This is a genomic window from Niabella hirudinis, assembly GCF_051201075.1.
In the GTDB taxonomy this organism is placed as follows: domain Bacteria; phylum Bacteroidota; class Bacteroidia; order Chitinophagales; family Chitinophagaceae; genus Niabella; species Niabella hirudinis.
The window spans coordinates 689,663-702,361 of the sequence record NZ_JBPEHJ010000001.1 but is presented as its reverse complement, the minus strand read 5'-3'; the positions used below and the strand labels follow the sequence as shown (position 1 = coordinate 702,361).

At 47.2% G+C, this 12,699-nt stretch carries 11 protein-coding genes; 2 read left to right on the top strand and 9 right to left on the bottom strand.

The window, feature by feature from the left end:
- Window positions 1-378: 378 nt before the first annotated feature.
- The 3 genes from GGU45_RS02700 to GGU45_RS02690 form a co-directional block, all read right to left on the bottom strand.
- Window positions 379-1,710 (bottom strand): Gfo/Idh/MocA family protein, encoded by a 1,332-nt coding sequence (locus GGU45_RS02700; RefSeq protein WP_435221759.1) that lies wholly within the window; start codon window positions 1,708-1,710, stop codon window positions 379-381.
- Window positions 1,711-1,753: 43 nt separating this feature from the next.
- The gene (locus tag GGU45_RS02695; RefSeq protein ID WP_435221757.1) at window positions 1,754-2,551 is read right to left on the bottom strand and encodes a 3-keto-disaccharide hydrolase; all 798 of its coding nucleotides are present in this window, start codon (window positions 2,549-2,551) and stop codon (window positions 1,754-1,756) included.
- 183 nt (window positions 2,552-2,734) lie between these two features.
- Window positions 2,735-3,178, bottom strand: coding sequence for a hypothetical protein (locus tag GGU45_RS02690; protein ID WP_435221756.1), 444 nt, complete (start codon window positions 3,176-3,178; stop codon window positions 2,735-2,737).
- Window positions 3,179-3,443: 265 nt separating this feature from the next.
- Between GGU45_RS02690 and GGU45_RS02685 the strand changes: the two genes are divergently transcribed.
- Complete coding sequence (locus GGU45_RS02685) at window positions 3,444-4,802, top strand: M20/M25/M40 family metallo-hydrolase (RefSeq protein ID WP_435221755.1); 1,359 nt, start codon at window positions 3,444-3,446, stop codon at window positions 4,800-4,802.
- A gap of 118 nt (window positions 4,803-4,920) precedes the next feature.
- Here GGU45_RS02685 and ahcY read toward each other — a convergent pair whose 3' ends face one another.
- Window positions 4,921-6,249, bottom strand: coding sequence for an adenosylhomocysteinase (ahcY, locus tag GGU45_RS02680; RefSeq protein ID WP_435221753.1), 1,329 nt, complete (start codon window positions 6,247-6,249; stop codon window positions 4,921-4,923).
- Between the two features lie 121 nt (window positions 6,250-6,370).
- Between ahcY and GGU45_RS02675 the strand changes: the two genes are divergently transcribed.
- A complete protein-coding gene (locus GGU45_RS02675) occupies window positions 6,371-6,877 on the top strand; it encodes an Lrp/AsnC family transcriptional regulator (protein WP_435221751.1) in 507 nt (168 codons plus the stop codon).
- A gap of 68 nt (window positions 6,878-6,945) precedes the next feature.
- On the opposite strand, the gene GGU45_RS02670 is transcribed toward GGU45_RS02675, so the two are convergent.
- From GGU45_RS02670 to GGU45_RS02650, 5 genes are all read right to left on the bottom strand, one after another.
- A complete protein-coding gene (locus GGU45_RS02670) occupies window positions 6,946-7,686 on the bottom strand; it encodes an FKBP-type peptidyl-prolyl cis-trans isomerase (RefSeq protein WP_435221749.1) in 741 nt (246 codons plus the stop codon).
- 104 nt (window positions 7,687-7,790) lie between these two features.
- Window positions 7,791-8,636, bottom strand: coding sequence for a helix-turn-helix domain-containing protein (locus GGU45_RS02665; protein WP_435221748.1), 846 nt, complete (start codon window positions 8,634-8,636; stop codon window positions 7,791-7,793).
- Between the two features lie 506 nt (window positions 8,637-9,142).
- Window positions 9,143-9,616 carry a DUF4822 domain-containing protein gene (locus GGU45_RS02660; protein ID WP_435221746.1) on the bottom strand — a complete coding sequence of 158 codons (474 nt, stop codon included), beginning with the start codon at window positions 9,614-9,616 and terminating at the stop codon, window positions 9,143-9,145.
- A gap of 115 nt (window positions 9,617-9,731) precedes the next feature.
- Window positions 9,732-11,258, bottom strand: a complete 1,527-nt coding sequence (locus GGU45_RS02655; protein ID WP_435221744.1) for a magnesium chelatase ATPase subunit I — start codon at window positions 11,256-11,258, stop codon at window positions 9,732-9,734.
- A gap of 130 nt (window positions 11,259-11,388) precedes the next feature.
- Window positions 11,389-12,486 carry a vWA domain-containing protein gene (locus GGU45_RS02650; RefSeq protein ID WP_435221743.1) on the bottom strand — a complete coding sequence of 366 codons (1,098 nt, stop codon included), beginning with the start codon at window positions 12,484-12,486 and terminating at the stop codon, window positions 11,389-11,391.
- Window positions 12,487-12,699: the final 213 nt, after the last annotated feature.

The window sequence follows — 12,699 nt, the reverse complement described above, 5'->3', positions numbered from 1 at the left end:
AGCCTGTCTCAATGTTTTATTTGTTGAGGGTAGGGTCAAATAATAAATTGCTGTTCATTTTGCCAATTTCAAACCGGTTATGAATCCCCCTGCTCTTGTGTTCCTGTTTGAATAGCTCACATTCTGTCAAAATGCGTTGCAAAGTATAAGAATCAAAAAGAGGTTGTATCAAAAGTCTCTATTTCGTCATGCCGTCCCGATGGCGATGGGGATTGTTTCGGCATCTAAAGATGATTGTTCGTCAATAGATGTTGAAACAAGAATAGATCCCGGGTCAAGCCCGGGATCTATTCTTCAGAACGACATCATGCGGTAAAGTGACTTTTGAGACACTCCCTTTTTGATCGTTTTTTTGTTGAAAAGGGCTGCCCAAAAGGGTTAAGCAGCGCCCCCGGCAATAAATTTATTGGCTTTGTCTTCCTTAAACCGGGCCTGCTCGCCATCCCAGTGCAATGTTTCGTTTGGAAACTGCGCTGCAATAACACCGAGGAGGATCACTTCCGTTAGCTTAGCCGCGTAAGAGAAAGGTGCACTGCAACTGGCTGTGCCAAGGCAGGCATTTACAAACTCATGGTAGTGCTTGGGAGTTTCGGCATCATAGCTGGTGGTTGGCTTGCCCGCTGCCCCGGTGGGGTCGTATTTTTTGATCCTGATCCGTTCAAACTTATCGTCCACGATCAGTTTGGGCAACTGCATAAAATGGGGCAGCAAAAGACGTCTCCCGTCTTCCCCGATAAACATGGCGCCCTGGTCTGGTAATTTTCCCTTCGGAAGTTTCAGCTCGTCCTGGGCCTCGGGCGCGCCCTTGCCATCGTACCATACCCACTCCAGTGTTTCTGCTGTGTAGGGTGTACCCGGAAAAACATAAGTAACATGGTTCTTTTCGGCATGCCCAAATCCTGTAGGGGCCCGGCACTCATTCTTTACGGTTAAAGGCACCGAAAGTTGCAACGCGTTATAGGGCGTATCAAAAATATGAACACCCATATCACCCAGGGTGCCACAACCATAGTCGATGCACTTTCTCCAGTTCCCCGGGTGGTAAAGCCCTTTTTTATAGGGGCGTTTTTTTGCTGTGCCCAGCCATAGATCCCAGTTCAGCCCTTCTGGTACGGGATCGCTTCCCTCCGGTGCTTCACCGTCATAACCCCATACTTTGGGCGACCAGGCGATCACTTTTTTTACCTTCCCTATAATGCCTTTCTGAATCAGAATGGTGGCCAGCTTATAATCATAAAAGGAATGCACCTGGATACCCATTTGCGTAACCAGTTTTTTTTCGGCGGCTACAGCATCCATTTTTCGTGATTCAGAGATATAGTGGGTTAGTGGTTTCTGACAATACACATGTTTATTCAGACCCATGGCTGCCAGCGAAACAGGTGCATGCGCATGATCCGTTGTAGATACTACTACGGCATCAATTTCGTTGCTCATCGTCGCAAACAGTTCTTTATAGTCTGTAAACGTTTTTGCATTGGCATGCTTGGCTTTCGCCTTATCCAGGTTTTTGCTGTCTACATCACAAAGGGCCACGATTTCAACCAGGGGGTGCGATGCGATTGCCAGCAGATCATTGGAGCCCATGGAGCCCAGCCCGATCTGAGCCACCCTTAATTTCTTCTCCGAACTAAAGGCGGACGATGAAAGCGGAAGCATAAAGGCGATCGTTCCCGCGGCCGTGGTTTTTATAAAACTTCTTCTTTTCATATTTATATATTGTTTTTAACTGTTCATCATTGGCTCCTTTGGACTAAAGCGGTTTAACCATTATGTTTTTAAACCACAGGGAACTTCCATGATATTGAAACCCGATATAACCCGTTTTAAGGGTTCCATAAAGATCGCTTTTTGCCCATTTGCCAGCTTTTTTACGGGCGTACCAGTCGGCGGACCAGGGCTCAAAGCTTAATAGCTTTACACCATTAAGCCAATACTCGGTGCGTCCGGGGGCCACTACTATTTTGGTGCTATTCCATTGTCCAACCGGGTGAAGTACTTTTGCGGCTTCATCTGCCGGATGCATGGCATAATCGGCACCGGTTTTTTGCCAGTCCTGCAGCTGCTCGGGGTTTTTAGCGCCAAACTGGGCATTATAGTCTTTGAGGTCAGGGTGCATTTGGGCAAAATTTTCGTCATCAATGAGCTGGTATTCGGGGCTGATGCTGGATGGCGCGCCATAGCCTTCCTTTACATGATAAAAAATGCCGCTGTTGCCACCCCGGGCTATTTTCCAGTCTACTGTCAGTTCAAAATATTCAAACTCCTGCCCGGTAAAAATAACATCCCGTCCGCCTTTATACGCAGGGTCCGGCTTGGCTTCGTTATTCATCCATAACATTCCGTCACTGATCGTCCAGTCTGGCGGCAGTATTTTTCCGTTGTAGCCTCTCCATTTGGAGGCATTCTTTTTATCGAGCAGGTTAATGCTTTTTTTTGCTTTTACCACCGTTATAGGATCCGGCTGATGCGTTGATAAACGGGGAGCCGCGGCGCTCAACAACATGAAAGCGGGGGCGAGGAGCAAGGACTGTGTAGAAAATAACTTCATAAAAAACGAAATCAATGGCAGGAAATGAATGAACCGGTTTTTGTATTTTTTTGATACAGGGGCTAAAATAGTGAAATAACTATTAAGAAGGGCATATAAATTCCTAAAGTGACGAACGGGCATTTCAGCTGATCAGCAGTGGATAACAGGGAGCAGCAGGTTGCATTAAACATCCGTTAAGCGCTATTTTCTCCTGAATTTAAAGGTATAGGTCTGTGTTCCGATTGTCAGGGTGGCACTGAACTGGTCCGTTCCGGTGAACCGGATTTCATTGAAGAGGTCTGATATCTGTTCCCGGGAATCACTGTTCGTTGCATTAATCAGCAAGCTGCGGGGGATTTCGGTTTTGCAATTATCGCAGTAAGTATTTGTTAACTGATTCCGGATTAGCCATTTTCCCATATATGCAGTGCCGGAGCGCCCTGTAAAGGAAAAAGAATGACCGTAGTCAAACTGGTAAGTGCCTTCTCCAAAGTTTGGCGTCTGGCTTCCGGATCCAAGGCTATTACTGTATGTTGCCTCCCAAATACCAATAATCTGCTGTTCATCTTGCTTAAGGGTGCCTTTGCTGCAGCCCGTGAATGCAAACAACGTAATAAGCAAAACAGGTAGATACCATTTTTTCATAATCGGGTTGCTTTAGCGTTAAAAGAAGCCGGCCACTTTAGACCCCAAAAGCAGCAATGCAGAAGAGTGAAATATTGCTTTTGATCTTAACAAGCGTCCGGGCGGTATTATAGCAGCGCCTTTTCCGGTAGGGAAGATAGTGCTATTTATAATAGTGCTGTGGTGAATGAACCCGGTATTGCTATAAACAAATGTTAATTATTGTTCAAGAACATAAAAATTATGAGTTTCTTGCTTTTATTATTTTTGAGCCATAATTGCAAATATGAAAAAGTATTTTACGGGCTTGCTGATGACTGTATTTGCCCCGATCGCCCTGCAGGCACAGATCATTACCTACAGGGACTCAGCAATCGAGAAAATGGCGGCGGCTGTTTCGGCCGATTCCTTGCGCGCTTATATCAACGCATTGGTGCGGTTCAATACAAGGCATACCTTAAGCACACAGCACCATCCCCATGAGGGCATTGGTGCTGCGCAGCAATGGGTGCTTCAAAAGTTCCGGCAATTGGCTCCTGGTACTGGTGGAAGGCTGTCTGCTTTTATCGATACCCTGACCTATGTTCCGGATGGCAAAAGAGTAGATAGGCCCTTTGTGCTGGGGAACGTGGTGGCTGTTTTAAAGGGAACCGATCCGCAGGACCGGCGGGTACTGATGATGACCGGGCACCTCGACAGCCGGCGGACCGATGTAATGGACCGCACCGGCATGGCGCCCGGAGCCAACGATGATGGCAGTGGTGTGGCGGCTGTAATTGAATGTGCCCGGGTTATGAGTGCGCAGGCATTTCCGGTAACAGTTGTTTTTGTGGCCACTTCAGGCGAGGAGCAGGGCCTATTGGGAGCCCGTTTTTTAGCAGACCAGATCAAAGCAAAAAAATGGCAACTGGAAGCCTTGCTGAACAATGATATTGTAGGAAGTAATAACAGCAATGAAACGCGCATCGTTAATAATACCCAGGTGCGTGTTTTTAGTGAGGGGCTTCCGTTAAAGGCCGACCGGGAGGCATTGACAAAAATCCGTTCCCTGGGTTTGGAAAACGATGGCGCCCCCCGGCAGCTGGCGCGCTACTTTAAAGAGGTGGGTGAGCGTTATGTAGACAATATGACCGTAAAACTGGTTTACCGCAACGATCGTTTTCTCCGAAATGGCGATCACAGCCCTTTTGTAGAAAACGGGTATACCGCGGTGCGGGTTACGGAAATGAATGAAAACTTTGAGCATCAGCACCAGGATGTTCGCACGGAGAACGGTGTGCGCTATGGCGATCTCCCCGAGTTTATGGACTTTGAGTACCTGCGGAAAAATACGGCGTTGAACCTGGTTACATTGGCCAACCTGGCAAAAGGGCCGGCCGTACCACAACGTGTTACATACATCACCAGGGGGCTGGAAAATTCCACCACCATCAAATGGAGCCCTCCTGCCGCGGGTGCCTGTAAGGGTTATTACCTGCTGATGCGGGAAACCAGCAGTCCGCAATGGGAAAAAAAAATCTTTACCCCGGCAACTACCATCACGGTTCCCTATTCAAAAGACAATTATTTTTTTGCGATACAATCGGTTAGTGCAGATGGCAATGAAAGCCTCCCCGTATTGCCAGGTCTTTCGTCTTCCCGGTAAAGGGTTTTATTTATTTTACATATTCTGATTTTCTTAAAAAAAATGCAGCTCAACAAGTGAGCTGCATTTTTTTAATTTAGCAGGCTTCGACCTTTTCTGGCCAGCCCCCCAAAAAATATTAATACCTGTATAATTCCGGTTTAAACGGTCCTTCTGCCGGAATGCCGAGATAAGCGGACTGTGCAGGGGTAAGGGTATCCAGTTCCACACCTATTTTCGCAAGGTGCAGCCGGGCTACTTTTTCATCCAGGTGTTTGGGCAACACATATACGTTGTTCTCATACCGGTCGTTATTAGTCCAGAGCTCAATCTGGGCCAGGGTCTGGTTAGAGAAGGAGTTGCTCATTACAAAGCTGGGGTGTCCGGTGGCGCAGCCCAGGTTCACCAGGCGACCTTCTGCCAGCAGGATGATGTCGTTGCCATCAATATTGTAAAGATCCACCTGTGGTTTAACAGTGTCCTTGGTATGACCATAATTCTGGTTCAGCCAGGCCACATCAATCTCGATATCGAAGTGCCCGATATTGCATACGATGGCTTTATCCTTCATCGCTTTAAAATGCTCGCCGGTGATCAGGTCGCGGCATCCGCTGGCAGTAACCACGATATCTGCTTCCTTAACGGCATCGATCATTTTCTTTACTTCGTAACCATCCATAGCTGCCTGAAGCGCGCAGATGGGGTCGATTTCTGTAACGATTACCCGGCATCCGGCGCCGCTCAAAGATGCAGCAGATCCTTTACCTACATCACCATAACCACCTACAACCGCTACCTTGCCGGCCAGCATTACATCGGTGGCACGGCGGATCGCATCTACCAGGGATTCCTTGCAGCCGTATTTATTGTCAAACTTGGATTTGGTAACGGAGTCGTTCACGTTAATAGCGGGCATGGGCAGGGTGCCTTTTGCCACTCTTTCATATAAACGGTGAACACCGGTAGTGGTTTCTTCGCTGATGCCTTTTACATGCTGCACCAGTTCCGGATAAGTATCCAATACCATATTGGTAAGGTCGCCACCATCATCGAGGATCATGTTTAAAGGACGGTCTGCCCCGCCAAAAAACAGGGTTTGCTCAATGCACCAATCGGCTTCCTGTTGTGTTTGTCCTTTCCAGGCAAATACGCCAACGCCTGCTGCTGCAATGGCTGCGGCAGCATGGTCCTGTGTAGAAAAGATATTGCAGGAGCTCCATTTTACTTCGGCTCCAAGAGCCACCAGTGTTTCAATTAGCACCGCAGTCTGGATGGTCATGTGCAAACATCCGGCAATACGGGTGCCCTTCAGCGGCTGGGATCCGGCGTACTCTTTACGGATGCTCATTAAGCCGGGCATTTCTGCTTCGGCCAGTCTTATTTCTTTACGTCCCCAGTCTGCCAGGCTGATATCGGCAACTTTGTAATTCAGGGCAAAGTCTATCTGGGATTTTGTTACAGTGGACATATATGCTATAAATTTTTAGGTCACAAAGGTACGATTTAGAAGAAAACACTACATGAAATGATATTAATAAGTTGTATTCCCTGTAAATACGTAAATTTATGGGGATAAATGCTGTAAAAATATGAAGCGGAATGGTAAAACAGGAGAATCGGCTGTACTGTCAACGGCGCCCGAACCGGATGCGAAAGACCGGGAAATTTTAAAACACCTGCAGGACAATGCCCGTATGTCCGTAACTGAAATTGCTGCCCGGGTCCATTTAAGTCCTACACCAGTGCATGAACGGATCCGCCGCCTGGAGGAATCGGGGGTTATTAAGCAGTATGCTACCTTATTGGATGCACAAAAGCTGGACCAGGGGCTGATGGTAATCTGTTATGTTTCCCTGAAGCAGCATGATAAGAAAGCGGGGTTAAAATTCATCCAGGCTATTAACGGGCTGAATGAAGTGGTGGAATGCTACAGCATTTCCGGGGAGTTTGATTTTATGTTAAAAGTGCGGGCAAAAGACATGGCGGGGTTTTATGATTTTCATGTGAACCGCTTAAGCCAGGTCGAAAACCTGGGGCATGTACAAAGCGTGTTTGTGATGGGGGTTATCAAAGACACGCACCGGTTGCTATTTTAGTTCATAGCGAATGGTTCATCGTTCATAGACGCCCTATGAACGATGAACCATCAGCCATCAGTCATCAACTAATTTCCTTTCTTTACATCCATCAGCTCTACTTCAAAAACAAGTACGCTTCCGCCGGGAATAGTGGGAGGCGCTCCTCTGAGGCCATAACCCAACTCATAGGGAATGAAGAATTTGTATTTGGATCCCTTGCTCATTAATTGAAGCCCTTCGGTCCACCCTTTAATAACGCCGGATACGGGAATGGTCAGCGGCTCGCCGCGGTCGTAGGAATTGTCAAATTCGGTACTGTCCAGCAATGATCCCCTGTAATGACAAATGGCGGTGTCGTTGGCGCCGGGCTTTTCACCGGTACCTTCCTTCAATACGATGTATTGTAATCCGCTTGCCGTAGTAGTAACACCCTGCTGTGTTTTGTTTTTGGTAAGGAAGGCCCTTCCGGCATCCACCGTTGTTTGCGCCTGTGCTTCCTTGGCTTTTTCCGAATAGGTCATGATCACGTTCATCAAAACATCATCATCCAGTACGGGTTTTTTTCCTTCAAAAGTGGCTTTCATGGCTCCCATCATAATGTTGGTATTGATATCGCCCAGATCCTTTTTCATTGATTGGGCTATATTGACGCCAATGGCATAGCTGGCTGAGTCTGCCAGTGTTTTTAAAGCAGGGGCGCCTGCGGGGGCTGCGGTCACGACTGTCTTTTTTGCCGTTGCAGGTTTCGGTTTTGGTTTTGCCTTTGATTGGGCTAAAAGCGAAAGACTGCCTGTTGCCAGCAGTCCGATTGTGAGCAGATACTTCATTGTTTTTTTGTTTTACACACTGTTCAAATTTGATCCCTGGGATCGAAGCGGTAAATATAGCGACCCTTTTTCATAATATTTAATTGTTGGCATTTTTAAGTTTGTTAATTTTTATGTGCCCTGAATGCTTTGGGGGCAACGCCTGTTTGTGATTTGAAGAAGTTGGAAAAGTTAGCCGTATCATAAAACCCCAGCTCGTAGGCGATTTCCTTGATGCTTTTGCCGGAAACCTCTAAAAGGCGTTTTGCTTCCAGCACCAGCCTTTTCTGGATCAGTTCGGTTGCGGAGGCGTAGAGGGAGCGTTTACAAAGAATATTGAGATAATTGGGAGTGATATTGAGCTGTTTGGCGTAATAGGCTACAGAACGGTGTTCGCGAAATTGCTCGTTAACCATAGTGGTGTACCGGATAACGAGCGGGTTGGATTTCATTTTTTGGATGATCTCCGACTGGTTTTCCTGTTCCTTCCCCAACAGCTGTACAATGAGCTTACTGCGGGTGTAGATGATATCGAGGTTGGGGCGGCTGGTGTGCAGTTCTTCATCCAGCTGCTGAAATTCATGATGAAAAACGCTGAAGCGATGCGCATCGAGGGACAGCACGGGGTGCCGGAAATAAAATACCGGACTAAAGCTGAGATAATTGATCATGGTTTGAAAAATTGCCTCGCTGATCATCAGCTGAAATCCGGTAGTGGAAGCCCCCAGGTTCCAGTGATGTACCTGCCCGGGAAGCAGCACATGAATCTGGTAGTTGTTTACAGGATGTTCTACAAAGTCGATGGTATGGCTGCCGCTGCTCTCATGAATTAAAAAAAACAGGTAAAAATTGTGCTTATGCGGCCTGGTGATCCGGTTGCTTCCTTTGAGCACATGGTTGAGTATGGTGATGCCGTTTACTGCGTTAAAGGCAAAATTATCCAGGTTCAATACAGGAATTTTGGCAGGCATATCTTTTGGAGTATACCATAAATATAGGGAATCGCCGCAAGAAAAAGCCGTTCTTTAACAGGCCTCTGCGGGAAATGTAAAATATAAAATATCCAATGGAAAATGCATACTCCTTTTCCATTGGATATTTTATATCTATACAAAGCAAGGGATAAAAAAGTGAACTCATTGGTTATAAAAGCTCACGGATGCATCCCCCCGATTTATCGGATTGGCGTCAAGTTAAGGGGATGTAAGCATGCCGGCAAATCTGCGCTATTAAAGGCTTTGAGGGGCATAGCCCCGGATCGGTTTTAGAACGTCGTGCTTTAGCGCGATGTTAGCAGCCAAAAGGCAGATGTGAGTGCCATAGGCACGGCAGATGTTTCGGGCTGACGGTTCTCAACCCTTCGTCCGGATGGCGAGACGGGTTAAAACCCGCTCTTACAATATTCATCTGCCGCTATGCGGCGGGTACAGTTTCATGCTAACTTGACGCGTATCCGGTTTACCGGGACGAAGTATCATTAATTTGCCGGCTCTGCATGAGTGGTGGGCGTATGAACGATGTCGAAAAATACGGTTGTATTTCCTGCAGTAGGATAAACCCGGTAAGTGAACTCTTTGCTGGTTAATACGGTGATCGGTACTTCACGTCTGAACAACTGGGCGCCATTGGCATCTCTTGCTATGATAAACCTTGTTTTGCCATCCAATGAAAGCCACCAGTCGCCATGCATTTTGGGACTGTTGTCTAAATTGTACATGGTAAATTGCGTATTGGCTTTGAAGTAGGCAAACCCAACAAAATTCTTTACATTATCATCTGTCAGGGGCACATTGGCTCCCTGTGCGTTTTTTGCACTGGTAGTTTCCCATGCTGTAGCAGATAACAGTTCACTGGGGGTTTGCGTGGGGGTAACAGAATCATTGTCTTTTGAACAGGCAGCAAAAAAGCTGAGGAATAAAGCGGATGCCGCAACTAAAACTGAAATTTTCATTACTATATATTTTATTTGCCGCAAAGCTACCCTGCGCTGCGGGAAAAAAAATATGAGAAACCTGCCAGTTCTTGTGCCAATTATAACTGGCGCCCGGTAAGGTCATCTGCGGCTATCACGCGTCCTCGTCAAAATCCAGGTTATCATAAGCTTCTGCAGAAGCAGCGCCCAGTATGCTTCCGAAGAGATCCTTGAATTCGACCTTCGTTTCAAAAAGCCTTTTGCTGATGAGAGAGTAGGAGGAGAGGCCAAACAATACAAATTCCATCAGGAGGGCGGCCTGCAGTTCATTGGCGCCGGAAAACTGTTTTTTTACCAATGCATAAAGCCCGTCTACCTGGTAAAGTTGCTGTACCTTACCGGAATCAGTGGTGTTATAGTCGATGTTGAGGGTATTACCTTTATCGAACCAGTTCACGATCGGTTTGTAAGGGTTTTCATCGGCTTTGCTTTGTGCAGAGGGTTTGCCGGTATTTCTCTTTTTGTTGAGTTGTTCGGGGTTCGGAAAATACTGGATGAACTGTGAACGGATGGCTTTATCCACAAGGTTCATAGCTACCTGAAAGGGGCCTTCCTGCTCGCCTTCATATACCAGCTCTACTTTCCCGGTTATTGAAGGAATGATCCCGGACAGGTCGGAGATCCAGACCTGGGTTGTGGGCTCCTTATTGACCAGTGCCCTGCGTTCTGCCGTACTAACGGCATTTTCAAAAGCAGAAATGGTGAGGCGGGCGCTGACGCCGCTTTTTTTGTCGACCAGTTCACTGCTCCGGGCTTCAAACGCCACCTGTTCAATAAGCCGTTTTACCAGGTCGCTGACCGCAACCGTTTCTTGTTGTTCTTTATGGATGCCGGCTTCCTGGCCGGTGATTTCCAGCGCATGCTCCAGGGTTTTGGGGTAGTGGGTCAGTATCTGGCTCTGGATCCGGTCCTTGAGGGGTGTTACAATGGAGCCCCGGTTGGTGTAGTCCTCTGGGTTGGCCGTAAATACAAACAGGATATCGAGCGGAAGCCGCAATTTAAATCCCCTGATCTGGATATCGCCTTCTTCCAGGATATTGAACAGGGATACCTGTATGCGTGCCTGGAGATCCGGCAGCTCGTTGATCACGAAAATACAACGGTTGCTCCGGGGGATGATGCCATAATGCAGTACGCGCTCATCATCAAAACTCAGTTTTAGATTGGCTGCTTTTATGGGATCAATGTCGCCGATCAGGTCTGCTACGCTCACATCCGGCGTAGCCAGTTTTTCGCCGTAGCGCTGATCTCTGTGCAGCCAGGTAATGGGGGTAGCATCGCCTTTTTCAGCAATAAGATCCTTTGCATATTTGGAAACGGGGTTCAGCGGGTCATCGTTGAGATCGCTTCCTTCAACCACCGGTATGTATTCATCCAGCAGGGCAATCATCTGGCGGGCCATCCTTGTTTTAGCCTGCCCGCGCAACCCCAGGAACAGGATATTGTGCTTGCTTAGCAGGGCACGTTCGGTTTCGGGTATAACGGAATCCTCATATCCTACGATGCCGGGAAAGGAGGTTTTGCCGGCTTTTAATTGTTGTATGAGATTTTGCCGGATCTCTTCTTTGATGGACTTTGGTTGATATCCGGATGCTTTTAATGCGCCTAATGTTTTAACCACGAGTGAGATGTTTTTAGTGAGATGTTTTTAGTGAGATGTATTTAGTGAGATGTTTATGGTGAGATGTTTATAGTGAGATGTTTTGGATGATATGCCGGGAGTGAAACAGGGAACGGCCTTGCCGGCCTTATCAGAACACCGTTTTGGAGCGACCGCTTTCAAAATCTTTAAAGATAAACGACCCCAGGTTGTCCAACGATGCAAAGTAGGCTTTACCATGATTCATCTCGGTGAATTCCTGAACAAAGCGCTGGAGATAGGGGTCGGTAGCGATCATAAAAGTGGTGATCGGGATCTTTAATTTTTTGCAGGAGGCTGCCAGGTTCATACACCGGTTTACTACTTTGCGGTCGAGCCCAAAACTGTTTTTATAGTACCGTTTTCCTATTTTTAGGCAGGTAGGTTTGCCATCGGTGATCATGAAGATCTGCTTGTTGGGATTTTTTCTTCGCCGCAACAGGTCCATCGCCAGCTCCAGACCGGCCACCGTATTGGTATGATACGGGCCCACCTGTAAATAGGGGAGGTCTTTTATTTCAACCGGCCAGGCGTCATTGCCAAAAACTACAATGTCGAGGGTGTCTTTTGGATAGCGGGTGGTGATCAGTTCACTCAGTGCCATGGCTACTTTTTTGGCCGGCGTAATGCGGTCTTCGCCATAAAGGATCATGGAATGGGAAATGTCGATCATGAGCACCGTGGAGGTCTGGGTCTTGAAATCCGTTTCGCGGATGCTCAGGTCGTCCTCCTGCATCCGGAAGGCATCAATACCGTGATTGATCTGTGCATTGCGAATTGATTCGGTAAAATCGATCTGCTCCAGCAAATCTCCAAACCGGAAGGGGCGGGCTTCGGGGTTCAGTTCGTCTCCCTGTCCGGGTTTAAAGGTTTTGTGATCGCCCTTGCCGGCTTTTTTAAGCTTTCCAAAAATTTCCTCAAGGCTTTTTTTCCGGATGCCCTGTTCCGTTTTGGGCGTTATTTTTATTTCACCTTTCTGATGATCTTCTGTAATGTAACCCTTTTGTTTCAGATCCTCAATAAAGTCGCCTATGCCGTAATCGTTGCTGCCCAGCTGGTATTCTTTGTCGAGCTCGTTCAGCCACTGAAGAGCTTCTGCGGCATCGCCACTGGTATAGGTGAGCAGCTGCATAAAAACGTCCAGCATTCTTTCGAAGGGTGGCTTGTCCTGGCTATTCGGATCCAGGCCGGAGAATTGAATACCTCTCATAGGTTAAATGTACGTTTTTTTGGCGATAAGGGGGATGCCTGATGATTGATAATAACAGGCATCAATTTTACTGAAATGCATAATCGGAAATGGTTTGTGAGGACACAAACCAAGGCCGGAGATGTTTTATGTTTGACGTTTGATGTACGACATGCATTTCATGTTTCAATTCTAAAAAAAATCCCCTCCGTTTGGAAGGGATTCTGTTTTTAG

What these genes read in the sequence shown, in the direction of transcription:
- GGU45_RS02650 (WP_435221743.1), bottom strand. Translation starts at nt 12,486, where the DNA reads ATGAGAGGTATTCAATTCTCCGGCCTGGATCCGAATAGCCAGGACAAG.
- GGU45_RS02700 (WP_435221759.1), bottom strand. Translation starts at nt 1,710, where the DNA reads ATGAAAAGAAGAAGTTTTATAAAAACCACGGCCGCGGGAACGATCGCC.
- GGU45_RS02690 (WP_435221756.1), bottom strand. Translation starts at nt 3,178, where the DNA reads ATGAAAAAATGGTATCTACCTGTTTTGCTTATTACGTTGTTTGCATTC.
- GGU45_RS02675 (WP_435221751.1), top strand. Translation starts at nt 6,371, where the DNA reads ATGAAGCGGAATGGTAAAACAGGAGAATCGGCTGTACTGTCAACGGCG.
- ahcY (WP_435221753.1), bottom strand. Translation starts at nt 6,249, where the DNA reads ATGTCCACTGTAACAAAATCCCAGATAGACTTTGCCCTGAATTACAAA.
- GGU45_RS02695 (WP_435221757.1), bottom strand. Translation starts at nt 2,551, where the DNA reads ATGAAGTTATTTTCTACACAGTCCTTGCTCCTCGCCCCCGCTTTCATG.
- GGU45_RS02670 (WP_435221749.1), bottom strand. Translation starts at nt 7,686, where the DNA reads ATGAAGTATCTGCTCACAATCGGACTGCTGGCAACAGGCAGTCTTTCG.
- GGU45_RS02660 (WP_435221746.1), bottom strand. Translation starts at nt 9,616, where the DNA reads ATGAAAATTTCAGTTTTAGTTGCGGCATCCGCTTTATTCCTCAGCTTT.
- GGU45_RS02665 (WP_435221748.1), bottom strand. Translation starts at nt 8,636, where the DNA reads ATGCCTGCCAAAATTCCTGTATTGAACCTGGATAATTTTGCCTTTAAC.
- GGU45_RS02685 (WP_435221755.1), top strand. Translation starts at nt 3,444, where the DNA reads ATGAAAAAGTATTTTACGGGCTTGCTGATGACTGTATTTGCCCCGATC.